Genomic DNA, 24,871 nt, shown 5'->3' with positions numbered 1-24,871 from the left:
GTCAGTGGGCTTGGCTATCGGATGTCAGCGGGTGTCGGAGTTCTGCACCTATCGCGTTTGCGGCGGCCTCGGCACCCCCACCCTTGATCCCTCCCCTCAAGGGGGAGGGAGTCGACTGAGAAATCGTGGTCCATTCATCCGCGAAACGACAGGAACAGAAACACATGCCCGATTACGGCTCGATCATCATTCGCGGCGCCCGCGAGAACAATCTCAAGAATGTCTCACTCGACATTCCCAAGCGCAAGATCAGCGTCTTCACCGGGGTTTCCGGCTCGGGCAAGTCGTCGCTGGTCTTCGGCACCATCGCGGCGGAAAGCCAGCGGCTGATCAACGAGACCTATCCCAGCTTCGTGCAGCAATTCATGCCGCGCTATGGCCAGCCCGATGCCGACCAGCTGGAAAACATCTCGGCGGCGATCATCGTCGACCAGCAGAGGCTGGGCGGCAATTCGCGCTCGACCGTGGCGACGGTGACCGATGCAGCGCAGATGCTGCGCGTGCTGTTTTCGCGCCTGGGCGAGCCGAAGCTGGGCCCGCCCAGCCTCTATTCCTACAACGACCCGCGCGGCATGTGCCCCGATTGTGAGGGCATCGGCCAGGTCGCGGCCATGGACATGGCGGCGGTGATCGACGAGTCCAAGTCGCTCAATCAGGGTGCCCTGCTGCCCAAGGATTTTGCGGTCGATACCTGGTATTGGGAAATCTACAAGAATTCCGGCCTGTTCGACATGGACAAGCCGATCAGCAAATACAGCGCCGAAGAGCGGGAAAACCTGCTCAATCTCGATGACGGCCGCAAGATCAAGGTCGGCAAGATCGGGCTGACCTATGAGGGCGTGGTCGCCAAGCTCAAGAAGGGGCTGGGCTCCAAGGATCCCGAAAGCCTGCAGCCACATGTCTTGCGCGAATACGAGAAGATTTTCACCCGCGCCACTTGCCCCGCCTGCCACGGCACCCGCCTCAACCAGCAGGCGCTGAACAGCAAGGTCAATGGCCGCAACATTGCCGAGCTTTCGGCCATGCAGGTCAGCGAACTGGCGGTCTTCGTGCGCGGCATCGAAGCGCCACAGGTCGGCCCCATGCTGGAGGCTTTGGCACTGCGGCTGGAAAACCTCGTCACCATTGGCCTCGGCTATCTCAGCCTCGACCGTGAAAGCTCGACGCTGTCAGGAGGTGAAAGCCAGCGCGTCAAGATGGTACGCCATCTCGGCAGCTCGCTGACCGACATCACCTATGTCTTCGACGAGCCCTCGGTGGGTCTGCACCCCCATGATGTGGGGCGGCTGGCCGGCCTGATGCAGCAATTGCGCGACAAGGGCAATACGGTACTCATCGTCGAGCACAAGCCCGACATGATCGCCATTGCCGACCATGTGGTGGATATGGGGCCCTTCGCCGGCAGCAAGGGCGGCGAGGTGGTCTATGAGGGCGACTATGCGGGCCTGTTGACCTCGGGCACGCTGACCGGCAACCACATAAGCAAGCACCAGTCGATCAAGGACAAGGTTCGGAAAGCCGATGGCGCATTGAGGATCGAGCACGCCCGGCTCAACAATCTCAAGGACGTTTCGGTCTCCATTCCCCGCGGCGTGCTGACAGCGGTTTCCGGCGTTGCCGGCTCGGGCAAATCCAGCCTCATCCAGGGCTGCCTGCCCCAGGCCTACCCCGATACGATCATCATCGACCAGAACCTGGCGCGCGGCTCGCGCCGCTCCAATACCGCCACCTATACCGGCATCCTCGACAATGTGCGCAAGGCCTTCGCCAAGGCGAATGGCGTCGACGCCGCCCTGTTCTCGGCCAATTCCAAGGGCGCCTGCCCCGATTGTAACGGGCTGGGCGTGATCTATACCGACCTGGCGCATCTCGATCCCATGATCACCACTTGCGAGACCTGCGAGGGCAAGCGCTTCCTGCCCGAAGTGCTGGAGCATCACCTGCGCGGCAGGTCGATCAGCGACGTCTACCTGATGAGCATTGCCGAGGCGGTGGACTTCTTCACCGAGCCGGCCATCGCCAAGATTCTCGGAAGTCTCGACGATGTCGGGCTGGGCTACCTGACGCTGGGCCAGCCGCTGTCGACCCTGTCGGGCGGGGAGCGCCAGCGGCTCAAGTTGGCGGCCGAACTGGGCAAGAAGGGCAATATCTATGTGCTCGACGAACCCACAACGGGTCTCCACATGAACGACGTCGACACCCTGATCGGCCTCTTCGACCGGTTGGTCGATGCGGGATCGAGCGTGATCGTCATCGAGCACAATCTGGATGTAATCTCGCGGGCGGATTGGGTCATCGACCTGGGACCGGGCGCGGGACAGGATGGCGGCAAGATCCAGTTCGAGGGCGTGCCGGGGGATTTGGCCAAGGCGAAGCATTCGCTGACGGGGCAGCATCTGGCAGGACGCTGAATTTTCAGTCGTCTCCCTCCCCCTTGCGGGGAGGGATCAAGGGTGGGGGATGTTTAGCCCGGATATTCGGGCCAACCCACACCCCCTCCCAGCCTCCCCCGTCAAGGGGGAGGTGCCGCTCCGTACTTGCGGCCCGCCAAGCGCTTGCCCCGACCATCGCCACCCCCTACATCTTCCGCACCATGCCGGACCCATCCCCCACCGCCCGCACCGCGCTCAAGCTCGATATCGTCGTTATCGGCGCCGGGCAGGCGGGGCTGTCCTCGGCTTATCACCTGAAACAGCTCGGCCTTGTGCCGGGCCGCGATTTCCTCGTGCTCGACCGGGCGCCGCAGCCGGGTGGGGCGTGGCAATATCGCTGGCCTTCGCTGACGCTTTCCACCGTCAATCGCGTGCATGACCTGCCGGGCCTGAGCTTTGCCGACAGCGCCGGGGGTGATGACAGCGTCATGGCCTCGGTGGCGGTGCCGCACTATTTCGCCGCCTATGAGGAACGCTTCGGCCTCGATGTGCTGCGCCCCGCCACGGTGAACGTCGTCTGCGATCGGGGCGAGCGCCTGCGCGTCGAGAGCGATCGCGGCCTGTTCTCGGCGCGGGGGATCATCAACGCCACCGGCACCTGGGAAAAGCCCTATATTCCCGACTATCCCGGCCGCGACAGTTTTCGTGGCCGTCAGCTCCATACGCAGCAATTCCGGGCCGCGGAGGACTTTGCTGGCCAGCATGTGCTGGTAGTGGGCGGCGGCATTTCCGCCATCCAGCTGCTCGACCAGATTTCGCGGGTGACATCAACCACCTGGGTCACCCGCACGCCGCCGCGCTTCCGCGAGGGGCCCTTCGACCAGGAGGCGGGCCGTGCCGCCGTCAAGCTGGTGGAAGACCGCGTCCGGGCCGGCCTGCCGCCCAATTCGGTGGTTTCGGTCACCGGCCTGCCCATGACGCCGGCCATCGAGGCCATGCGCGAGCGCGGCGTGCTGGAGCGCCAGGAGATGTTTTCCGAAATCACGCCATCCGGCGTGCGCTGGGCCGATGGCCATAGTCTGGATGTCGACGTGATCCTCTGGTGCACCGGCTTCCGCTCGGCGCTCGATCATCTCGCCCCGCTGCAGTTGCGGGAAGCAAGCGGCGGCATCACCATGACCGGCCGGCTGGCGACGCAGGTGGCGCGCGATCCGCGCGTGCACCTGGTGGGCTATGGCCCATCGGCCTCCACCATCGGGGCGAACCGGGCGGGGGCTGCGGCGACGCGGGAATTGGTGGAGTTTCTGGGGGTGAAGGCGTCGCGTTAGTGGAAGCATACCCCCACCCTCACTCCCTCCCCACAAGGGGGAGGGAAGCCTGGCCGGCCTTTGCGGATCGATTGGAACACGGACCGAACCCATCGTTTCTCTCCTTGGGGGGATCAAGGGTGGGGGTGGGTTGGCCCCGCTAGTGGGCGTATCCTCCCGCCAAGAATCGCAGAAAGGCCAAGCCCATGAAAACCTACACGCTCCCCGACACCGAAACTGCCGTCTCCAGCGTCGTTCTCGGCCTGATGCGCATTGCCAAGATGAGCGATGCCGAGATCGCCACGCTGTTCGGCACGGCGCGCGATGCCGGCATCAATGTCTTCGACCATGCCGATATCTATGGCGGCGAGCGCCATCGCTGCGAGCAGCGCTTCGGCGAGGCGGTGCGCCTCACCCCGGCCGAACGCGAGGCCATCGTCATCCAGTCCAAGGTCGGCATTCGCAAGGGCTGGTTCGATTTCTCGAAAGAGCACATCCTCACCAGTGTCGATGAATCGCTGGCCGCCCTGCGCACCGATTATCTCGACCTGCTGCTGCTCCACCGCCCCGACACTTTGGTCGAGCCGGAGGAGGTGGCCGAGGCCTTCGAGCAGCTGGTGGCCGCCGGCAAGGTGCGCCATTTCGGCGTTTCCAACCACACGCCGGGGCAGATCGAACTGCTGAAAACGGCGGTGAAACAGCCGCTGGCCGCCAATCAGGTGCAGCTCTCCATCACCCATGCGCCGCTCTTCGCCCAGGGTGTCGCCGCCAATATGGCCGGGCTCGAACAGTCGGTATCGCGCGACAATGGCCTGCTCGACTATTCGCGGCTGAACAACATGATGCTGCAGGCCTGGTCGCCCTTCCAGAAGGTCTTCTTCGACGGCGTCTTCCTCGGCGATCGCGAGAATTATGCGGAACTGAACGACGCCATCGATGCGCTGGCGGCTCAGTATGGCGTCACGCCAACAGGCATTGCCGTGGCCTGGATCGTGAGGCATCCGGCCCATATCCAGGTCGTGCTCGGCACCACCAATCCGGGGCGAGTGAAGGATTCCGCCGCCGGCTCCGACGTGACCCTGACCCGCGAGGAATGGTACCGCCTGTTCCGCGCGGCTGGGCATACTCTGCCGTAAGCGGACGCCGCACCATCGGCCCTTCCCTTCTCCCCTCGTGGGAGAAGGTGCCCGAAGGGCGGATGAGGGGGCACCGAGTTGTCCTTCGGAATTGAAAGCATGGGATGACGCAGACCCCCTCACCCGCAATTTCCTCTGAACGAGGAAATTGCACCCTCTCCCACAAGGGGAGAGGGGCGACCGGCTTATGAGCTCGACGCCTCACGGCCAGGCCGCATAGGACCCGTCCGGGCTGGCCCGCCGCTGCACCCGCTGCCGATAGCGCCCCGGCGAAATCCCCTTGAGCCGGGTGAAGAACCGGTTGAAATAGCCGGCGTCACGAAAGCCCAGCGCATCGGCGATTTCGCGCACCTGCAAGGCCGAGCGTTCCAGCAGGCTCTCGGCATCCTCAAGCAGCCGTCCATGCACCAGCTCCAGCGGCGATTGGCCGGTGGCGCGGCGGATGGCCGAGGTCAGCCGGTCGGTGGAAATGCCCATGGTCCGCGCATAGTCGGCCACGCGCCATTGCGCGCGGGCATTGAGCTCCACCAATTGCATGAAATTCTGCACCAGCACACGCGGCGCCGCCTGGGGCTGAGCCGCCACCTCGCCCAGCCGCCAGAAGGCGATGAGCACCAGGCACAGCCGGCTCATGATCGCCTCGCGCATGCCCGGCAAGTCCTCCAGCGTCTCGCGCCTGATCTCCTCGAGGTCGCGGATCGTCGCCCGCGCCGCTCCGGCTTCGAGGCGCATGCCGACCAGCGGCCGGTCGATGGCCTGGCGCAAGGGGCCGGCGATGGAGCTGGCCGGCACCACCCGGCCCAAGGCCGCATCCGACACGGTCATGGTCACGCCGCGCGCGCCCGCTTCCAGCCGCACGCTGGCGCCCATGCCGCTGGGCAGCCAGATCACGCTGGGCGCCTCGATGCTGGTCGCGCCGCTCTCCAGCCGCACCAAACCGCTGCCCGAGGCCAGCACGAAACCATGCGCCCCCAGCCGCGCCCGCGGTGCCGAAAAATCCCATTCGCTCGCCGATAGCGCGCCGCCAATGTCGGCCACTTCCACATCCTGCAGCAGGCCGGGGCCGGGCAGGGGGCGCAGGTTCTGTTCGGTCATGACGGTCCTGTCATGGGGGTAAAGTCACCGCAAAAGTACATTTATCTTTCCGTAATGTCCATTTTATCCACTCAGGCTCCGCCCTACCATGCTCGGCAAGGACGGGACCGGAGCAAAGCCGGACCGCATCTGGGAGCGCCCGCAGCGACGGGCATGGAGGAGAGCAAGCTATGACCACGATTAGCCGCAGAACCGTCTTGCAGGGCATGGGCGTCAGCGCCCTGGCCACGGCCCTTTCCGGCCTGCCGGTCCTCGCACAGGACCGCACCGCCATCCGCATCGGCTACGCCGTGCCCAAGACCGGCGCCAACGCCGCCGGCGCCGGCATTTCGACCATTCCGAATTACCTGCTCTGGGTGGATGACGTGAACAAGGCCGGCGGCCTTGAACTCAGCAAGCTCGGCGTCCCCCTGCCGCTCGAAGTGGTCGAATATGACGACCGTTCCAGCTCCGAGGAACTGGTGCGCGCCGTCGAGCGCCTCGCCACCCAGGACAATGCTGATTTCATCCTGCCGAGCTGGGGCACCGGCCCCAACCTGGCCTCCGGCCCCACGTTCGACCGCTTCGGCTACCCCCAGCTTGGCGCCACCGCCGTCACCGACATGGCGCCCGACCTGGTCAAGCGCTGGAAGCACAGCTTCTGGCTGCTGGGCGGTGGGCATGACTATGCCAATGCGCTGGTGCAGTTGCTGGTCAAGCAGCGTGAAGCCGGCACCATCAACAACAAGGTCGCCATCGCCTCGGTGGCCGACGGCTTCGGCATCGACCTCTCCAAGGCGGCCACGCCCTCCTTCACCGAAGCCGGGTTCGAGCTGGTCTATGACAAGACCTATCCGCTCGGTACGTCGGACTTCGCACCCATCATCAACGAGGTTTCGGGGCTCGGCGTCGATACGTTCGTCGCCTTCTCCTATCCGCCCGATACCTTCGCGCTGACCCAGCAGTCGGTGGTGGCCAATTTCAGCCCCAAGGTCTTTTATCTCGGCGTCGGCACCGCCTTCCCGATCTATCCCGGCATTGCCGGGCCCAACCATGACGGTGTCATGGGCGTGGGCGGCATCGACCCCGACAGCGAAAAGCTCGCCGCCTATTTCGAGCGCCACACCGCGCTCAACGGCCAGGCGCCCGATAGCTGGGCCAGTGCCATCACCTATGCGAGCCTGGAAATGCTGCAACAGGCCATCGAGCGGGTCGGCGATATCGACCGCGAGGCCATCACGGCGGAGCTGTCGAGTGGCGAATTCGATACGGTCATCGGCAAGGTGAAGCTGGTCGACAACCAGTTGCGGAGCCTGTGGACGGTCGGCCAGTGGCAGGGCGGCAAATTCGTCGGCCTGGCCCACACGGAACGGGACGGATCACGCGATCCGGTCGTGCCGAAGCCGGTGTGGGTCGCTGCATAGTCTTACCTCTCCCTTTGGGGGAGAGGTCGGCGGCGAAGCCGGCGGGTGAGGGGGCCTTCCCCTCGCTCGACGACCAGTAAAGGCCCCCTCACCCGACCTGACGGTCGACCTCTCCCCCAAGGGAGAGGTGAAGAGGGGCCGGCAGTCGCATTCGATAAAGCTCCTCCCCCTGTCAGGGGGAGGTTGGGAGGGGAGCCCCCCAAGACCATCCAACCCACCGGAGCGCCCTTATGCTCTTCAGCGCCATTCTGACCGGCCTCGTCCTCGGGGGCACCTATGCCCTCGTGGCCATGGGCCTGACCCTGCAATATGGCGTCGCACGCATCATGAACCTGGCCTATGGCGACATCATCATCGCTGCCAGCTTCGGCGCCTATGTGCTGTTCACCGCGCTCGGCATAAATCCGCTGCTCGGCATGCTCATCGTCATTCCCGCCGGCTTTGCGCTGAGCTGGCTGATCTACGCCGTCATGCTGCAGCCGCTGGCGCGACGGTCGCGGGACCGCGGGCGGCTGGAAGGCGATTCCATCCTTGCCACGTTCGGGCTGCTCTTCGTCATCCAGGGCGTGGCGCTGGTGCTCTTCGGCTCGGGTTTCATGAGCTACAGTTTCCTCGCCGTGCCGGTCGACATACTGGGCACCACCGTCGCTGCCAACAGGTTGCTCGCCTTCGTGCTGGCCGTGGTCTTCGGGCTCGGCCTGTGGCTGGTGCTGACCCGCACCCGCTTCGGCACCGTCATCCGCGCCGTCGCCGCCAATCCCGCCTCGGCGCCTTTGGTCGGCATCAATGTCGACAGCGTCGCCCGCTTCGCCTTTGCCATTGGCGGCGCGCTGGCGGCGGCGGGGGGCGTCGTGGTCTCGATGTATCTCACCTTCTCGGCCACCATGGGCGTCATCTTCACCATGAAGGCGCTGATCGTGGTCATCATGGGCGGCGTCGGCAATCTCATGGGCGCGCTGGCCGCCGGGCTCATCCTCGGCCTGGTCGAAACGCTGGTCGCCAGCTTCATCGATCCCGGCCTGACGCTGGCCGCCACCTACCTCATCTTCCTCACCGTGCTCGTGGTGCGGCCGCAGGGTCTGTTCGGAAGGGCCGCGCGATGATGAAACTGGTCTTCGCTCTCGCCGCACTGGCCGCGCTGGCCTTGGTGCCCGCCTTTGCCGGCCCCTATCCGCTCGGCCTTGGCATCGGCATTCTCGGCTATGGCGTGCTCGCCACCGCCTGGGCCATGTTTTCCGGTCCCACCCGCTACATCTCGCTGGCCACCGTCGCCTTTTTCGGCCTCGGCGCCTACACCGTCGCCGTACTGGCCGATATGCTGCCCTATCCGCTGGTGCTGCTCGTCGCAGCGTTTGTCGGCCTCGTCGTCGCCCTTATCGTCGGCCTGGCTACGCTCCGCCTCGCCGGCATCTATTTCGTCATCTTCACGTTCGGGCTGACCGAACTGGTGCGCCAGCTCGTGACCTATTACGAGGTCAACGTCACCCGGACCCTGGGTCGCTATGTCTTCCTGCCGCTGGGGCCAGAGCACATCTACTGGCAATTGCTGGCTTTGCTGGCCGCGACGCTGGCCATCGCCTTCTGGGTCAGCCGCGCGCGCATCGGCCTGGCGCTGCGCGTCATCGGCGACGATCCGGTGGTGGCCAGTCATCTGGGCATCCGCATCACCCGCACCAAGCTGACGCTGTTCTCCATTTCCTGCGTCATCATGACCTTGGCCGGCGCCATCCAGGCGCCACGCTGGACCTATATCGAGCCGTCCATCGTGTTCAATCCGACCACCAGCTTCCTCGTCGTCATCATGGCCCTGCTGGGCGGTCCAAATCGCCTGTTCGGCCCGTTGCTCGGCGCCGTGCCGCTGTTCCTGCTGTTCGAATGGCTGAGCGCGAATTTCCCCAACCACTATTCCATCATCCTGGGCCTCTTGTTCATCGCCATCGTCTTCGTGCTGCCCAATGGCGTGCTGGCGGCCGGGGACTCCCTCTGGTCCCGCCTCACCCGCCGCGAGGCACGGCCATGACGCTGCTGTCCCTCCACAACGTCACCAAGCGCTTCGGCGGCCTCACTGCCGTCAATGGCCTCACCTTCGATCTGGCCATGGGCGAAACCGTGGGCCTGCTCGGCCCCAACGGCTCGGGCAAGACCACCGCGCTCAACCTGATTTCGGGCTATCTGCCCTTGTCCGATGGCTCCATCACGCTCTCCGGCGACGCCATCGGCACGCTTCCGCCAGAGCGTATCGCCCATCGCGGTGTCGCCCGCACCTTCCAGCTCGTCCGCGCTCTGCCCTCGCTGAGCGTTGGTGAAAACGTCCTCGCCGCCCTCGCCTTCCGCAAATCCCCGCTCTGGGGCCAGCAGGCCGAAGCGCAGATCGAAGCCCTGCTGGCCGATGTGGGCCTTTCCGGTCGCGCATCCCAGCCGGCCGACAGCCTCACCTATATCGACCTCAAGCGCATGGAGCTGGCCCGCGCTTTGGCATCCGATCCGCAGCTCCTGCTGCTCGACGAATGGCTGGCCGGCCTCAATCCCACCGAATTGCGGGCCGGCATCGACCTCATCACCAGCCTGCGCCAGCGCGGCATTACCATCCTCCTGGTCGAGCACGTCATGGACGCTATCAGAGCCCTCTGCTCCCGCTGCGTGGTGATGAATGCCGGCACGAAAATCGCCGATGGCCCCACATCCGAAGTGCTGGCCGACCGCGAAGTGATCCGCGCCTATCTGGGAGACGAGCATGCTTAGCGCCGGCCCCCTTTCCCTGCATTACGGCAAGCATCTGGCGCTCGACGGGGTCTCGCTCGATGTGGCCGAAGGCGAAACCGTGGTCGTGCTCGGGGCCAATGGCGCCGGCAAGTCCAGCCTGCTCAAGGCCATGGCCGGCCTCGTCCGCCCCGCCCAAGGCGCCGCCATCACCCTCGATGGCGCCGACCTCACCGGCCTGCCGGCTCACAAATATCTCGCATCAGGCATTGCCCTGGTGCCCGAAGGCCGCGGCATTTTCGGCGACCTCACCGTCGCGGAAAATCTCGAACTCGGCGCCTATGTCAGCCATGCCCGCCCGCACGAAGCCCGCCAACGTGCCCTCGTGCTCGACCTCTTTCCACGCTTGGCTGAACGGCAGCAGCAGGTTGCCCGCACCATGTCGGGCGGCGAGCAGCAGATGCTGGCCATCGGCCGCGCTCTGATGAGCTGCCCGCGCCTGCTGATGCTGGACGAACCGAGCCTCGGCCTCGCGCCTATCGTCACCACAGAGCTTTTCGCCGCCCTCGGCCGCATCGGCCAGACCGGCATTGCCCTTTTGGTGGTGGAGCAGAACGTCAAGGCCAGCCTTGCCATCGCCCATCGCGGCTATCTCATGGAAGCCGGCCGCATCACCGGATCAGGCACATCAGATGCCCTGCGCGGCGACGCCGCGGTGCAGCGGGCTTTTTTGGGAGAGGTGGCATGACTATCCGACCACAATTGTCCCAGCCCTCTCCCTCCCCCTTGCGGGGAGGGATCAAGGGCGGGGGGATGTTTGGCCCCGATATCGTGGCTCCCCACACCCCCTCCCAGCCTCCCCCGTCAAGGGGGAGGAGCCGCGCGGTGGGCGTGGCGGATATGTGCCCAGCCACGCTATCTATCAACGGAGTGTCCCCATGACCGATCTCGGCCTGCTCATCAATAACGAGGAATCTGAAGCCACCGGCGGCGGCACCTTCGAGCGCAACAATCCCATGACCGGGGAACTCGCCACCCGCGCCGCCGCGGCCACCATCGACGACGCTTTGCGCGCTGCCGATGCCGCCGCCGCCGCCTTCCCCGGCTGGAGCAGGACCGCCCCCGCCGCCCGCCGCAAAATCCTGCTCGCGGCGGCCGACCGGCTCGACGCGCGCACGCCCGATTTCATCGCCGCCATGGGCGCCGAAACCGGCGCCACTGCCGGCTGGGCCGGCTTCAATGTCATGCTGGCCGCCGAAATGCTGCGCGAGGCGGCCTCGCTGACCACCCAGATCACCGGCGAGATCATCCCGAGCAATCGCCCCGGCTCGACGGCCTATGGTGTGCGCCAGGCGGCCGGCGTGGTGCTCTCCATCGCGCCGTGGAATGCGCCGGTCATCCTCGGCGTGCGCTCGCTCGCCACGCCGCTGGCCTGCGGCAATACTGTGGTCTTCAAGTCCAGCGAGATTTGCCCGCGCACCCATCGCCTCATCGCCGATGCGCTGTTCGAGGCCGGCCTGCCGCCCGGCGTGCTCAACGTGGTGTCCAATGCCCCCGAGGACGCGCCCGAGCTGGTCGAGGCACTGATCGGCCACAAGGCGGTGCGCCGGGTCAATTTCACCGGCTCGACCCGCGTCGGCCGCCACATTGCCGAAGTCGCGGCCCGCAACCTCAAGCCGGCTCTGCTGGAACTGGGCGGCAAGGCCCCCTTCGTCGTGCTCGACGATGCCGATCTGGACCAGGCCGTCGCCGCGGCCGCCTTCGGCGCCTATATGAACCAGGGCCAGATCTGCATGTCGACCGAGCGCATCGTGGTCGACGAAAAGATCGCCGACCAGTTCGTCGCCGCCCTCGCTGCCAAGGCCGCCTCGCTCAAGGCCGGCGATCCGCGCCAGGGCAACACGCCGCTTGGCTGCCTCGTCGACCTTTCCGCCGCCCAGCGCATCGATGCGCTGATCAAGGACGCCGTGGCCAAGGGCGCCAGGGTCGTGGCCGGTGGCGGTATCGACGGCACGATCATGCAGGCGACGGTGGTCGATGGCGTCACGTCGGGCATGAAGCTCTATCGCGACGAATCCTTTGGCCCCGTCGTGGCGGTGATCCGCACCGGCAGCGTGGACGAAGCCGTGCGCGTCGCCAACGACACCGAATACGGCCTCTCCGCCGCCGTGTTCGGCCGCGACGTCACCCGCGCCATGGGCGTCGCCGCGCGCATCGAATCGGGCATCTGCCACGTCAACGGCCCCACCGTGCACGACGAAGCGCAAATGCCCTTCGGCGGCGTCAAGGCGTCGGGCTATGGCCGCTTCGGCGGCAAGGCGGGCATTGCCGAATTCACCGAACTGCGCTGGATCACCGTGCAGGACGGCCCGATCCACTACCCGATCTGAGGGGAATCCCACTCTTCGTCATCACCCGGCTTGTCCGGGTGATCCATTGCCCGGACAAGCCGGATGATGACGATTGGGGGGCGTTCGGCGGGTATGGAAGTTTAAGCGGGACATTCCGGCAGGCCACTTGGTCCAGCGGGGAAACCAAAAACGAAGGGCCAGACTTGCGTCTGGCCCTTTGATCGTTTCTCCGGTGAGGGAGATTTGGAGCGGGCGATGGGATTCGAACCCACGACCCTAACCTTGGCAAGGTTATGCTCTACCCCTGAGCTACACCCGCGCTCCGTTGTCTTCGTGCTGCCTTGGCAGTCCGGCGACGCGCGCCTATATGCCCAATCGAAACGCCTATTGCAACCCACAATTTGGCGCGACCGTCATCTTGTCGTCGCCTTGTGGATCGAGGGGCTTGTCACATCACCGTTCGCGGGCGCAAGAAGGGCCGCGAATATCCTGTTCCGCCTTGTCTGAAGGGCCTTGTTTACCCCATGTCCACTCCGTTCAACGGCGTCGCCGCTGCCCCCCAGTCCACTCCTCCGGCCGGCGCGCTGATCCGCGAATCCTCCGATTCTGCCTTCAAGGCCGACGTGATCGATGCCTCGCTCGAGCAGCCGGTGCTGGTCGATTTCTGGGCGCCCTGGTGCGGCCCCTGCCGGCAACTTACGCCGACGCTTGAAAAGGTGGTCAACGAGAAGGCCGGCGCGATCCGGCTGATCAAGATCAATATCGACGAGCATCCCCAGATTGCCGGCCAGCTCGGCGTGCAGTCGATCCCGGCGGTCTTCGCCTTTTCCGGCGGCCGCCCGGTCGATGGTTTCATGGGCGCCATGCCCGAGGGTGAAGTGCGGCGCTTTGCCGAAAAGGTGATCGCCGGTGCGCCGGCGCCCCAGCCCGCCGAGGGCTCGATGGAAGCCCAGATCACCGAAGCGGTCGCTGCTGCCGAGGAGGCCTTCACGACCGGCGATCTCGGCCGTGCCGCGCAAATCTTCGGCATGGTGCTGCAGCACCAGCCCGATCATGCCGCCTCGCTCATCGGACTCACCAAGGTCTATCTGGCCGCCAACGAGACCGAGCAGGCCCAGGCCACGCTCGACATGGTGCCCGAGGCCGAGCGCAAGGGCGACGCCTATACCAGCCTCGCCAATTCCATCCGCCTGCTAGGTGAAGCCGCCAATCTCAGCGAAACCGCTTCGCTCGAAGCCGCTGTGGCCGCCAATCCCGATGACCACCAGGCCCGGTTCGATCTCGCCTTGGCGCTCAATGCCGAGGGCAAGCATATCGAGGCCGCCGAAGCCTTGGTCGCCATCTTCAAGCGCGACCGCAGCTGGAACGAGGATGGCGCGCGCAAGAAACTGCTGGAATTCTTCGACGCCTGGGGGCCGAAGGATGCCGCGACCACCAAAGGCCGCCGTCTGCTCTCGGCGGCCCTGTTCTCGTAAGAGGCACGATCATGCCCAAGCGCCCCGCTTCGCCGGCCGACCTGCCCAAATCCGTCCCGCTCTTTCCGCTGAGCGGGGCGCTGCTGCTGCCCTTCTCGCATCGACCGCTCAATATTTTCGAGCCGCGCTATATCGAGCTGGTGGATGCGGCCCTGCGCGGCGACCGGCTGGTCGGGCTGATCCAGCCCGAGGATACCAGCGAGGAAAGTCCCAAGGGCAGGAGCCCGCTGCAGGCCATCGGGTGCCTGGGCCGGCTGACCCACTTCGAGGAAAGCGGCGAAGGGCGTTACTTCATCATTCTTGAAGGCGTCACCCGCTTCCGCCTTGCCCATGAACTCACGGTCATGACGCCCTATCGGCAGGGCGTCATCGCGGCCGAGGATTTTTCGACCGACTTTACCCGCGATTTCGGCGAAGACGCGGTGAACCGCGAGCGCTTCGTCAAGATGATGCGCGACTATGCCGAATTCGCCAGCATCGAGCTCAACTGGGACGAGATCGAGCGTACCGGCACGGCGGACCTGGTCAATTTCTGTTGCATGGTCGGCCCTTATGGCCCGGCCGAAAAGCAAGTATTGCTGGAGGCGCCGACGCTGGAGCAGCGCGCCGAAACCCTGATCGCCATGACCGAATACGAAATCGCCCGCGGCGGCAGCGGCGGCGCGGCGCCGCTGAACTAGTCATGGTGGAGCCCCCTGCCATCAATCCGCGCCATGTCTTCGATGTAAAGACGCTCGAAATGCTGGTCTGCCCGCTGACCAAGACCCGCCTGACGCTTTCTGCCGACAGGACCGAGCTGATCTCCATCGCCGCGCGGCTGGCTTTCCCCATCGTTAATGGCGTGCCGCTACTGAGTCTCGACGAGGCCCGCAGCGTCGAGCCGGAGGCCATCAGGCAATTGCCCGAGCTCAAGGGCGACGCCTAGGGCGGCGGCACCACCTCATAGCGGTCGCGGATATGGGCTGCGAAATAGCGGCCCTGCGAGTCTGCCGCGCATAATTCGTCGAACACCTCTTCGGGCACATCGCGATAGCCATAGGGCTTGTCGTCGCCGGTGAACCACAAGTGCAGCAGACGCTCCTCCGCGTCGTACTCCGCCCGCCCGATCGCGCTGGAGTCGAAGCGGACCATTTCAGATTGGCAACCCGCTGAGCAGGCGTGGACCGCTGGGCGCGACGCCCGAGGCGGTGCGGATCAGCGCCGATTTGATCGGGCCGGCCCGATCGACCAGGCCCAGCCCGAAATCGCGCAGGGCCCGCACCGGGGCGACATCGTTGGAGAACAGGCGATTGAGCCCGTCGGTCATGGCGGCCATGCTCGCCGTGTCGAGCCGGCGCCAGGCCTGGTAGCGGCCGAGCACGTCGTCGCCGCCATGGTCGAGCCCGAGGCGGATCGCCTCGATGACCACTTCGGCCAGGGCCGCCACGTCTTTGAGGCCCAGATTGAGGCCCTGCCCGGCAATGGGGTGGACCACATGGGCGGCGTCGCCCACCAGCGCCAGCCGCGGCGCGACGAAATCGCGCGCGATCTGCAGGCGCAGCGGAAAGCCCATCAGCTTTTCCTCGACCGTGACCGTGCCCAGGGTGGAGCCCATCACCGCCTCGATTTCGCCGGCCAGCGCCGCCGGCTCCATGGCGAGGAATCGCGGCGCCGTCTCGCTGCTCTCGGTCCAGACCAGGGACGAGCGATTGCCGGGCAAAGGCAGGCTGGCAAACGGACCAGCCGGGCGAAAATGCTCATACGCCACGCCGTCATGCGGCAATTCATGGCCAATCGTGGTGACCAGCCCGGTCTGCCGATAGTCATGCGCGATGACACCGATGCCAGCCATGCCGCGTAAGGTCGATTGTCCGCCATCGGCCGCCACCAGCAGCGGCGCGGTGAGGGTCCGTCCATCCTCCAGCGCCAGCCGGGCGGCGCCAGCGTCGGCGCTGTAGCCGGTGACAATAGCGGGGGCGATGACCGAAATCCTGTCATTGACGGCGTCGAGCAGCACCTGTCCGCTGACGCTGTTGGGCACCATATGGGCGAAGGCCTCGCCCGACGCGATATCGCCATCGAAGGTGAGGAACAGCGGGCGGGAAATGTCGCCATCTCCCGAATCGGTGATCCGCATCGCCGTGATCGGCTGCGAGGCGGCCTGCATGGCGGACCACACGCCCAGGGCCTCGAAGACCCGGCGCACGCCGGCGGCAATGGCCGAGGCGCGGGCGTCGCGCGGCACCGAGAGCGGCCGCCGGTCCACCAGCCCGACACGGATGCCGCGCGCCGACTGCACCAGCGCCAAGGCCAGCGTCAGCCCCACCGGCCCGCCGCCCACGATCAGCACGTCAAAGCTCTGTTCGCTCATCGGAGTCTCCTTGGCCCCATTGTGGCCCTGCCGCCGTTTCGCGCAAGCGCGCTGATCGCCGCGGCGCTGCCCAAATTTCGTTCAGACGACTTTCGGTTTGCACAAATCTTGTGCGTCTTTGCGATGGCGTCTGTCAGTGGCGATTTGCCGAATCTCTAATGCTTTGAATTTGCGGATAATTTTTGGCCGCAGGCAAGTTGGCACGGCTTTTGAGTCTAGGTGGCCATTCCAGACAGCGCCAAGCGCAAAGGGGCTCACATGAAACTGGTGATCGCAATTATCAAGCCATCACGCCTCGAAGAGGTTCGCCAGGCTCTCAACTCGCTCGATGTTCACGGCATGACCGTGACCGAGGTGAAGGGTTATGGCCGCCAGAAGGGGCATTCCGAGATTTATCGCGGCACGGAATACGCCGTCCACTTCCTGCCCAAGCTCAAGGTCGAAATCGCCGTCGACGACGCGCTCGCCGATGCCGTCAGCTCCGCCATCCGTGACAGCGCCCAGACGGGCCGGATCGGCGATGGCAAGATTTTCGTGCTCGATCTGCTCGCCGTCACCCGTATCCGCACCGGGGAAACCGGCGCGGCTGCCCTCTAGCGTCATCGGGAGATAACAATGAAGACGTCAAAGATACTGGGAAGCGCCGCACTGGCCTCCCTGCTGCTGGCCCTGCCGGCATTCGCCCAGGACGCTGCCGCGCCCGTCGTTGAAGAAGCCGCCGCCATCGTCGACAAGGGCGACGTGGCCTGGATGCTGGTATCGACCATGGTCGTCATCGTCATGACCATTCCGGGCCTCGCCCTGTTCTACGGCGGCCTCGTCCGCGCCAAGAACATTCTCAGCGTGCTGACCCAGGTGTTCCTCGGCTTCTCGATGATCTCGATCCTCTGGGTGGCCTATGGCTATTCGCTGGCCTTTGCCGGCCCGACCGAAGGCGGCCTGTCCGCCTTCATCGGTGACTTCTCCAAATTCTTCCTCTCGGGCGTGACGCTCGATAGCCGCGCCGCCACTTTCTCGGCCGGGTTCGAATTGCCCGAACTGGTCTTCGTGACCTTCCAGCTCACCTTCGCCTGCATCACCTCGACCCTCATCGTCGGCGGCATCGCAGAGCGCATGAAGTTCGGCGCGCTGCTGACCTTCCTGGCCATCTGGTTCACCTTCTCCTACCTGCCGATCGCCCACATGGTCTGGTCGGGCCCGGGCCTGCTGTTCGGCCTCGGCGCCTACGATTTTGCCGGCGGTACCGTGGTTCACATCAATTCCGGTGTGGCTGCACTCGTCGCCGCCATCGTGCTTGGCCCGCGCCTGGGCTACATGAAGGAGCCGATCGCGCCCCATAACCTGGTCTGGACCTATGTCGGTGCGGGCCTGCTGTGGTTCGGCTGGTTCGGCTTCAATGCCGGCTCCAATCTCGAAGCCAACGCGCTGACCGCCGTCGCCCTCATCAACACCGTGCTGGCTCCGGCCGCCGCGGCGCTGGCCTGGGTCATCGGTGAAAAGATCACCCGCGGCCATGCTTCGGCCCTCGGTGCTGTCTCGGGTGCCGTTGCCGGCCTCGTCGCCATCACTCCCGCTGCCGGCTTTGCCGGCGTGGGCGGCGCCATCGTGCTGGGCGCCATTGCCGGTATCGTCTGCCTGTGGGCGGTGGTGAACCTCAAGCCATGGCTGAAGTATGACGATAGCCTCGACGTGTTCGGCATCCATGGCGTCGGCGGTATTGTCGGCGCCCTGGGCACCGCCATCGTTGCCGCGCCCGGCCTCGGCGGCTACCCGCTGGGCGACGCTGCTGCCTACTCCATCGGCGGCCAGTTCATGATCCAGCTCACCGCCGTCGGCATCGCCATCGTCTGGTCGGGTGTCGTGGCCCTGGTTGCCATGCTCATCGTCAAGGCGATCTTCGGCGGCGCCCGTGTCTCCGAATCCTCCGAAAGCGATGGCCTCGACCTGTCGAGCCACGGCGAGCGCGCCTACAACTAGCGCCGATCTCCGGGCGGCGGTCTGCCGCCGTCCGGTTCTCCCGATTGATCGTGGCGTGCGGCTCGTGCCCTCTTGGCCCGCCACAGAGGCTTCCCACTCGCAAAACTGCATGGGCCGCACCCCACGATCAATGTCTCGCCGGCCGCTCTCCCTCGCGACCCGCGACCTGCCTGGCCCGTCTCCCCGGAGGCGGGCCGTTTCTTTGTGTGGCTGAATTTCAGTCGTCTCCCTCCCCTCAAGGGGGAGGGTGGGTTCGGTGAGTGGGAGCCCCAAATTCCCATGGTTAGCCTTGGGTTAACCCGATCTCGTTAATCTGGCGGCATAGTGGCCCCGGTCTCAGCCGGGCAAGTATTGAGTTCGCCCATGCCCAGTTCTCCCTCGCCAGTGCTCGATGAAATCCGCTCCGTGCCGCAGCGTTCGCGCAGCGGTGCCTCGAGGGCAGCGCCGGTGCCGCCTCCGGCCTTGGCGATTCGCATTCCCGTGCGGTTGGTCGGCCTGGTGCTGCTTGCCCTGGTGGCGGTGTGCCTCGTGGCACTGGCCTCCTGGTCGGTGGACGATCCGAGCTTCTCCTACGCCACGGCAAAGCCGGCGGCCAACTGGCTGGGCTTTCCCGGCGCCGTCATAGCCGACGCCCTCTTCCAGGTGCTCGGGCTGGCCGCGCTGGCGCTGCTGGTGCCGCCGGCGCTGTGGGGCTGGGCCTTTGCCCGCCGCCGCATGCCCACCCATATGGGCCTGCGCAGCCTCGCCTGGATCGCTGCGACCGTGCTGGGCGCGGGCGTGTTGTCCTTCGTCGCCATGCCCGCTACCTGGCCATTGCCCACCGGCCTTGGCGGCCTGCTCGGCAATGGCTTCGCCACCCTGGCGGCCCTCGTGACCGGCGAAGCCCCCCAGGCGGTGACGTCGGTGCTCTTTGCCATCATCATCGCCATCCCGGCCCTGGCAGCCTTCTGGATCGCCATGGGGCTGGGCACCTCCATGCCATCAGGCCCGCGCAAGGTCGCGCCAACAGCCCCCGGCCGCAAGGGCGCCGCCGCCCCGGTCGAGGATGAAGAGCCCGAAACCAATCCGGTGGTCGATATCGTGCTCGGCGCCCTGGTCCATACCGGCTATTCCCTGCGCACCGCCTTCCGCCGCGCTCGCGCCAGTCATGCCGAGCGCCGGGCCGCCGACGCCGCAAGCTGGCGTGACGAGGATGTCGAGCCGAGCCTCGACGGCCCAGCGCCATCAGGCGAACGCCGCGAGCCGTCGGTCGCCCCGCGCCGTATTCATGCGCCCGCCGAACCCGGCTTCGAGCCCGAAATCTCGCCGCGCATCAATGCGCGTCCGAGCTATGACGATACCGAACTCGACTATCCCGACGAGGCCGGGGACGACATTGCCTTCGTGCCCGATGTCCCATCGGTCCCGGCCGCGAGCCACCAGCAGCGCGGCGATTCGCGCTTCCATCCGGTCGACCCGGCCAAGCCGCGCGTTGCGGCGCCGGCGCCGCGTCCGGCACCGGGCCAGCGCATGATGCGCGAAGCCCAGGCATCGTTCCTCGACGAGCCCGGTGGCTTCGAGCTGCCGCCGCTGAGCCTGCTGTCCGAGCCCAGGCATCTGGGCCCGTCGCCCGAGCATGCACCGGAGCGGCTGGAGGAAATGGCCCGCCAGCTCGAAGGCGTGCTGGAGGATTTCGGCGTCAAGGGCGACATCATCAATGTCCGTCCCGGTCCGGTCGTCACCCTGTTCGAACTTGAGCCCGCGCCCGGCATCAAGTCTTCTCGCGTCATCTCGCTGGCCGACGATATCGCCCGCTCGATGAGCGCCATCTCCGCCCGCGTCGCCGTGGTGCCCGGCCGCAATGCCATCGGCATCGAATTGCCCAACCAGAACCGCGAAACCGTCTATTTCCGCGAAATGCTGGCTTCGTCCGATTTCGAGAAGATGAAGGGCAAGCTGCCCATCTGCCTGGGCAAGACCATCGGCGGCGAGCCCGTCATCGCCGACCTGGCGCGCATGCCCCACCTGCTCATCGCCGGCACCACCGGCTCGGGCAAGTCGGTGGGCATCAATACCTTCATTCTCAGCCTGCTCTATCAGATGACGCCCGAGCAGTGCCGCATGATCATGATCGATCCCAAGATGCTGGAGCTGAGCATCTATGACGGCATCCCGCACCTGCTGACCCCCGTCGTCACCGACCCGCAAAAGGCGGTGGTGGCGCTCAAATGGGCGGTGCGCGAGATGGAAGACCGCTATCGCAAGATGAGCAAGATCGGCGTCCGCAATATCGACGGCTTCAACCAGCGCGTCTCCGAATCGCGCGCCAAGGGCGAGGTCATCACCCGCACGGTGCAGACCGGCTTCGACCGCGAAACCGGCGAAGCCATCTTCGAGTCGGAAGAATTCGATCTCGAGCCGTTGCCCTATATCGTGGTCATCGTCGATGAAATGGCCGACCTGATGATGGTGGCCGGCAAGGATATCGAAGGCGCCATCCAGCGCCTGGCGCAGATGGCGCGTGCCGCCGGCATCCACATCATCACCGCCACCCAGCGCCCCTCGGTCGACGTCATCACCGGCACGATCAAGGCCAACTTCCCGACGCGCATCTCCTTCATGGTGACGAGTAAGATCGACTCGCGCACCATTCTGGGCGAACAGGGTGCCGAGCAGCTGCTGGGCAATGGCGACATGCTCTACATGGCCTCGGGCGGCCGCACCAAGCGCCTGCATGGTCCCTTCGTTGCCGATAGCGAAGTCGAGGCCGTGGTCAACCACCTCAAGAGCCAGGGCGCGCCGGACTACCTCGATTCCATCACCGAGGAAGACGAGGAAGGCGGCAGCTTTGGCGAGGAAGCCTTCGGGGAAACCTCCAATGGCGGCTCGGGCGACGAGCTCTATGACAAGGCCGTCCATATCGTGCTCAGCGACAAAAAGGCCTCCACCTCCTATGTGCAGCGGCGCCTCGGCGTCGGTTATAACAAGGCGGCGACCCTGATCGAGCGCATGGAGCGCGAAGGGGTGATCAGCCAGGCCAACCATGCCGGCAAGCGCGAGATTCTGGTGGGCAATAACGCGGACGGGTATTGAGGAGGGGCGCTGGAGACGCCCCACCCACCTTGTGGAAGACGTCGGACTCGACTCTATTTCAGTTTGAGCTTATATAAGTAATAACTGAAATAAGGAGCTCCCCCATGGCCTTTGACCTCGCCGCCCATCTCGGCGCCATGACCCGCGAAGTGCATAACCTGGAAAAAGACGGCCAGCCGGCCAAGGCCGTTTATGCCTCCCGCGTCTATGATACCACGCCGGCCGACCTGTGGGATGCTTTGACCCGGCCCGAGCGAATCAAGCGCTGGTTTGCCCCGGTCAGCGGCGAGCTGAAACTCGGCGGGCGCTATCAGGTGGAAGGCAATGCCGGCGGCACCGTGCTCGAATGCGAGCCGGAAAAGAAGGTGGCGCTGACCTGGGAATTTGCCGGCGCGACCTCGTGGGTCAATCTCAGGCTGACGCAAGAGGCAGGTGGTACGCGGCTCGAGCTCGAACACATCGCCCATATCAGCCCGCATTGGGACCGGTTTGGCCCCGGTGCGGTTGGCATCGGCTGGGATTTGAGCTTCATGGGGCTGGCGCGCTACCTGGCCGATCCCAGCTTCGAAATGCCGCCCGAAGCCGCGGCCGAATGGTATGGGACCGACGAATACAAAAATCTCGTGCGCTCGACCGGCGATGATTGGGGCAAGGCGGATATCGCTGCCGGCGCCGACCGCGCGCACGCGCTGGAAGCGGCCGAAACCACGATAAAATTCTATATGGGCGAGGCCGCCCCGGAAAACTGATGCACGCTTTCGACGTCCTGGGCGATCCCGTCCGCCGCCGCATTCTCGAACTCCTCGCCGAGCGTGAGCATAGCTCCGGCGAGGTGGTCGCGGTCATATCGGCCGAATTCGGTATTTCCCAGGCCGGCGTCAGCCAGCATCTGAAGGTCTTGCGCGATGCAGGCTTCGCCCAGGTGCGGCCCGAAGGCACGCGCCGGGTCTATGCTCTCGACGCCACGCCCCTGCGCGACCTCGACGACTGGCTGGAGCGGTTCCGGGTGTTCTGGCCGGTCAGGCTCGACGCGCTGGCCACCGAAATCGCCCGCGGCAAGAAGGCGCGCGGCGAGCTCTAACCATGCCGGGACGGAACCACCTGTTGCCGTAATTGCTTTCTAGGCTAGCCTAGAACCAATTGTCAGCCAGGGACCTCCTCCATGATTCGCCGCGATGCCTTGCTGCTCGGCCTTTCCGCCGCCTTTGCGCTGAGCGTTCCCGCCTGGGCGCTTGACCGGGCTCTGACGCCCGAAGAGCAGCAGCTCATCGTCGATATCGGCACCCACAATTCGGCCATCCGCACCATGGTCGGCCGGTTCCTGCAGATCGACACCAATGGCGGCCGCACCGAGGGCACGTTCTTCCTCGAACGCCCCGACAAGATCGCCTTCCGCTATGCCCCGCCCAGCCGCGAGGAAATCGTCTCGGTCGGCCGCGGCTTCTATGTGCTCAACCGGCGCGACGAGACCTACTACGCCTATCCCCAGGACTCCATTCCGCTGCGGCAGTTCCTGGGCGACCAGATCAACCTGCTCAATGCCAATGTGGTCGATGTGACCTCGTCGGATGGCTATATGTCCATCACCGTCATCGACGAGACCGTGGCCGGCACGGTGCAGGTGTCGCTGATCTTCGATACCGATACGCTGGAACTGGCCCAGTGGAGCCTGGTCGAGCCCAGTGGGGCCGAACTGACCTTCTCGCTCTATGACGTGGAAAAGAACGTCGAAATCCCGCGGGCGTTCTTCTCCATCCCGGCGACCTACAAGCCGATGGAACAGTAGACTTCTTACCTCTCCCTTCGGGGGAGAGGTCGACCCGTCTTCGGGTCGGGTGAGGGGGCCTTTACTGGGCGTGGAGCTTGGGAAGGCCCCCTCACCCGTCGGCTTCGCCGCCGACCTCTCCCCCCAAGGGAGAGGTGAGAGGGCTACTGCCCGAAGAAATAGATCGCGATCAGCCCCGCCCCGCCCACCAGGATGCGCCACCAGGCGAAGGGGGCAAAACCGTATTTGCTGACGAAGCCGAGCAGGTACCGCACCACCAGCGCGCCGATGATGAAGGCCGCGGCAAAGCCCACGCCGACGCTGAGCGCGAGGCTGGTGTCGATCATGTCGCGGCTCTTGTAGAGATCGTAGCCGAAGGCGCCGATCATGATCGGCAGGGCGATGAAGAAGGTGAATTCCGCCGCCGCCCGCTTGGAGGCGCCGAACAGCATGGCACCGACCACGGTCGAGCCCGAGCGCGACACGCCGGGCACCAGGCTCAGCATCTGGAACAGGCCCACGATCAGCGCCAGATGCCAGGGAAACTGGTAGATATCGTCATATTTGGGCGTGAGCTTCAGGCGGTCGACGATCAGCAGGATCACCCCGCCGACCAGCAGCGTCCAGCAAATCAGCGCCGCCGATTCCCACAGGTCACCCTGGATGAAATCGCGCAGCAGCACGCCAGCCGCCACTGCCGGCAGGCAGGCCAGGACGACCGCCAGCGCGAACTGCCAGGCATAGGCCTTGCCGGTCAGCGCATCGCGGATCAGCATGCCCAGCCTGGCGAAATAGACCGTGATCACGGCCAGGATCGCCCCGAGTTGGATGAGCACGATGAAGGTGGCCGGTTGCGTCAGCCCGAAGAAATGGCCGGCCAGCAGCAGGTGGCCGGTGGAACTGACCGGAAGGAATTCGGTAAGCCCTTCGAGAATTCCGAGGATCAGCGGCACAAAAAGACCTTGATCGGCGTTCATTTGATCCCCTAATTCAGTCCAGCGGGCCTGCAAAGCTGGCAAGCTCTAGCGCTGTTCGCGATGTCAGCCAAGCAGCGGCCTCAAAAAGAGACGAGCGTCCAGATGCCGAGCCTCATCCATCACCCTCTCGATCCGTCCTCGCGGCTCATCCGCCTGATGTGCGCCGAATATGGCGTGCCGCTGGACATGGAGGAGATCAAGCCCTGGCTGCGCGAGCCGGAACTGCTGGAGATCAACCCCGCCGCCACCCTGCCCATCCTGATCGGCGATGGCGACCAACCCATTGTCGGCGTGCTGGCGACCATCCACACGGTGGAAGACCTCTATACCCCGACCTCGGTCGAGGGCCTGATTCCGGCCGAACCGGGGCCGCGCGCCGAGATGTGGCGGATGATCGAATGGGTCATCGTCAAGCTCAGCGACGAAGTCACCCGCTATGTGCTGGAAGAAAAGATCGTCAAGCGCGACCACAAGGGCGCGACGCCGGACCCCGCCGTGCTGCGGGTGGCCAAGGCCAATCTCAACGAGCATATGCTCTATTTCAACTGGCTCTTCGCCAACCGCTCCTGGCTGGCCGGCGATACGCTGACCCTCGCCGATTTCGCGCTGGCGGCGCACCTGTCGACCCTCGACTATCTCGGCGATATCGACTGGGGCAAGGCCGGCGAAACCCGCGACTGGTATTCCCGCATCAAGTCGCGACCGGCGTTTCGGACGCTGCTCAACGACCGTGTGGTGGCCATGCCCCCGCAAAAGGGCTATGCAGACCTCGACTTTTGAGTGGCACCTGATGTTGTCTCATCCATCAGCCGTCACCCTCGGGCTTGACCCGAGGGCTCTGCACTTTGCTGCGCGTCTGGTAAGTACAGTGCCCTCGGGTCAAGCCCGAGG

At 65.4% G+C, this 24,871-nt stretch carries 23 protein-coding genes and 1 tRNA gene; 19 read left to right on the top strand and 5 right to left on the bottom strand.

The genetic code is table 11. The features are described 5' to 3' along the window. Positions 1–164: 164 nt before the first annotated feature. From ASD80_RS07545 to ASD80_RS07535, 3 genes are all read left to right on the top strand, one after another. The gene (locus ASD80_RS07545) at positions 165–2,411 is read left to right on the top strand and encodes an ATP-binding cassette domain-containing protein (RefSeq protein WP_056230900.1); all 2,247 of its coding nucleotides are present in this window, start codon (positions 165–167) and stop codon (positions 2,409–2,411) included. Between the two features lie 182 nt (positions 2,412–2,593). Beyond that, the gene (locus ASD80_RS07540; RefSeq protein ID WP_056230898.1) at positions 2,594–3,700 is read left to right on the top strand and encodes an NAD(P)-binding domain-containing protein; all 1,107 of its coding nucleotides are present in this window, start codon (positions 2,594–2,596) and stop codon (positions 3,698–3,700) included. A 185-nt stretch (positions 3,701–3,885) separates the two neighbouring features. Further along, positions 3,886–4,815 carry an aldo/keto reductase gene (locus ASD80_RS07535; protein WP_056230896.1) on the top strand — a complete coding sequence of 310 codons (930 nt, stop codon included), beginning with the start codon at positions 3,886–3,888 and terminating at the stop codon, positions 4,813–4,815. Between the two features lie 201 nt (positions 4,816–5,016). Here ASD80_RS07535 and ASD80_RS07530 read toward each other — a convergent pair whose 3' ends face one another. Continuing rightward, positions 5,017–5,910 carry an AraC family transcriptional regulator gene (locus ASD80_RS07530; RefSeq protein WP_056230894.1) on the bottom strand — a complete coding sequence of 298 codons (894 nt, stop codon included), beginning with the start codon at positions 5,908–5,910 and terminating at the stop codon, positions 5,017–5,019. A gap of 170 nt (positions 5,911–6,080) precedes the next feature. On the opposite strand from ASD80_RS07530, the gene ASD80_RS07525 reads away from it, so the two are divergent. The 6 genes from ASD80_RS07525 (at position 6,081) to ASD80_RS07500 (ending at position 12,403) form a co-directional block, all read left to right on the top strand. Next, a complete protein-coding gene (locus ASD80_RS07525) occupies positions 6,081–7,313 on the top strand; it encodes an amino acid ABC transporter substrate-binding protein (protein ID WP_056230893.1) in 1,233 nt (410 codons plus the stop codon). 230 nt (positions 7,314–7,543) lie between these two features. After that, the gene (locus tag ASD80_RS07520) at positions 7,544–8,416 is read left to right on the top strand and encodes a branched-chain amino acid ABC transporter permease (RefSeq protein WP_056230891.1); all 873 of its coding nucleotides are present in this window, start codon (positions 7,544–7,546) and stop codon (positions 8,414–8,416) included. Beyond that, positions 8,416–9,333 (top strand): branched-chain amino acid ABC transporter permease, encoded by a 918-nt coding sequence (locus ASD80_RS07515; RefSeq protein ID WP_413813367.1) that lies wholly within the window; start codon positions 8,416–8,418, stop codon positions 9,331–9,333. Before ASD80_RS07520 ends, ASD80_RS07515 begins: the two co-directional genes overlap by 1 nt. After that, entirely contained in the window at positions 9,330–10,055 is a 726-nt protein-coding gene (locus tag ASD80_RS07510) for an ABC transporter ATP-binding protein (protein ID WP_056230888.1), read from the top strand. Before ASD80_RS07515 ends, ASD80_RS07510 begins: the two co-directional genes overlap by 4 nt. Next, positions 10,048–10,761: an ABC transporter ATP-binding protein gene (locus tag ASD80_RS07505; RefSeq protein WP_056230886.1), complete on the top strand. Its 714-nt coding sequence runs from the start codon at positions 10,048–10,050 to the stop codon at positions 10,759–10,761. Before ASD80_RS07510 ends, ASD80_RS07505 begins: the two co-directional genes overlap by 8 nt. A gap of 190 nt (positions 10,762–10,951) precedes the next feature. Continuing rightward, positions 10,952–12,403: an aldehyde dehydrogenase gene (locus tag ASD80_RS07500; RefSeq protein ID WP_056230885.1), complete on the top strand. Its 1,452-nt coding sequence runs from the start codon at positions 10,952–10,954 to the stop codon at positions 12,401–12,403. Between the two features lie 205 nt (positions 12,404–12,608). On the opposite strand, the gene ASD80_RS07495 is transcribed toward ASD80_RS07500, so the two are convergent. Then, positions 12,609–12,683: transfer RNA gene (locus tag ASD80_RS07495), tRNA-Gly, on the bottom strand. 205 nt (positions 12,684–12,888) lie between these two features. Between ASD80_RS07495 and ASD80_RS07490 the strand changes: the two genes are divergently transcribed. Genes ASD80_RS07490 through ASD80_RS07480 form a run of 3 tightly spaced genes read left to right on the top strand, consistent with a single transcriptional unit; the run spans position 12,889 to position 14,764 of the window. Then, positions 12,889–13,839, top strand: coding sequence for a thioredoxin family protein (locus ASD80_RS07490; RefSeq protein ID WP_056230882.1), 951 nt, complete (start codon positions 12,889–12,891; stop codon positions 13,837–13,839). A gap of 11 nt (positions 13,840–13,850) precedes the next feature. Further along, on the top strand, positions 13,851–14,519 hold the full coding sequence (locus tag ASD80_RS07485) for an LON peptidase substrate-binding domain-containing protein (RefSeq protein WP_056230881.1): 669 nt from the start codon (positions 13,851–13,853) through the stop codon (positions 14,517–14,519). A gap of 2 nt (positions 14,520–14,521) precedes the next feature. Further along, the gene (locus tag ASD80_RS07480) at positions 14,522–14,764 is read left to right on the top strand and encodes a Trm112 family protein (protein WP_056230879.1); all 243 of its coding nucleotides are present in this window, start codon (positions 14,522–14,524) and stop codon (positions 14,762–14,764) included. Here ASD80_RS07480 and ASD80_RS07475 read toward each other — a convergent pair. Further along, positions 14,761–14,970, bottom strand: coding sequence for a KTSC domain-containing protein (locus ASD80_RS07475; RefSeq protein ID WP_056230877.1), 210 nt, complete (start codon positions 14,968–14,970; stop codon positions 14,761–14,763). The two genes, ASD80_RS07480 and ASD80_RS07475, sit on opposite strands and share 4 nt — an antisense overlap. Before the next feature lies 1 nt (position 14,971). Continuing rightward, entirely contained in the window at positions 14,972–16,189 is a 1,218-nt protein-coding gene (locus ASD80_RS07470) for an FAD-dependent monooxygenase (RefSeq protein WP_056230875.1), read from the bottom strand. A 258-nt stretch (positions 16,190–16,447) separates the two neighbouring features. On the opposite strand from ASD80_RS07470, the gene ASD80_RS07465 reads away from it, so the two are divergent. The 6 genes from ASD80_RS07465 to ASD80_RS07440 all read left to right on the top strand — a co-directional run bounded on the left by ASD80_RS07465 (position 16,448) and on the right by ASD80_RS07440 (position 23,024). Further along, positions 16,448–16,786 (top strand): P-II family nitrogen regulator, encoded by a 339-nt coding sequence (locus ASD80_RS07465; protein ID WP_056230873.1) that lies wholly within the window; start codon positions 16,448–16,450, stop codon positions 16,784–16,786. An 18-nt stretch (positions 16,787–16,804) separates the two neighbouring features. Then, positions 16,805–18,166 carry an ammonium transporter gene (locus ASD80_RS07460; protein ID WP_056230871.1) on the top strand — a complete coding sequence of 454 codons (1,362 nt, stop codon included), beginning with the start codon at positions 16,805–16,807 and terminating at the stop codon, positions 18,164–18,166. Positions 18,167–18,529: 363 nt separating this feature from the next. Further along, positions 18,530–21,238, top strand: a complete 2,709-nt coding sequence (locus ASD80_RS07455) for an FtsK/SpoIIIE family DNA translocase (protein WP_082555130.1) — start codon at positions 18,530–18,532, stop codon at positions 21,236–21,238. A gap of 104 nt (positions 21,239–21,342) precedes the next feature. Beyond that, positions 21,343–21,987, top strand: a complete 645-nt coding sequence (locus ASD80_RS07450; RefSeq protein WP_056230869.1) for an SRPBCC family protein — start codon at positions 21,343–21,345, stop codon at positions 21,985–21,987. Then, positions 21,987–22,319, top strand: coding sequence for an ArsR/SmtB family transcription factor (locus ASD80_RS07445; protein WP_056230866.1), 333 nt, complete (start codon positions 21,987–21,989; stop codon positions 22,317–22,319). Before ASD80_RS07450 ends, ASD80_RS07445 begins: the two co-directional genes overlap by 1 nt. Positions 22,320–22,400: 81 nt before the next feature. Continuing rightward, entirely contained in the window at positions 22,401–23,024 is a 624-nt protein-coding gene (locus tag ASD80_RS07440) for a LolA family protein (protein ID WP_056230864.1), read from the top strand. Between the two features lie 143 nt (positions 23,025–23,167). Here ASD80_RS07440 and ASD80_RS07435 read toward each other — a convergent pair whose 3' ends face one another. Next, complete coding sequence (locus ASD80_RS07435) at positions 23,168–23,980, bottom strand: undecaprenyl-diphosphate phosphatase (protein WP_056230862.1); 813 nt, start codon at positions 23,978–23,980, stop codon at positions 23,168–23,170. 102 nt (positions 23,981–24,082) lie between these two features. On the opposite strand from ASD80_RS07435, the gene ASD80_RS07430 reads away from it, so the two are divergent. Next, entirely contained in the window at positions 24,083–24,760 is a 678-nt protein-coding gene (locus tag ASD80_RS07430; RefSeq protein ID WP_056230860.1) for a glutathione S-transferase family protein, read from the top strand. The last annotated feature ends 111 nt before the right edge of the window (positions 24,761–24,871 follow it).

It is taken from the genome of Devosia sp. Root635, from assembly GCF_001427605.1.
Taxonomy (GTDB): domain Bacteria; phylum Pseudomonadota; class Alphaproteobacteria; order Rhizobiales; family Devosiaceae; genus Devosia.
The sequence above is the reverse complement of the archived record's forward strand: the minus strand, read 5'-3'. Positions and strand labels throughout refer to the sequence as shown.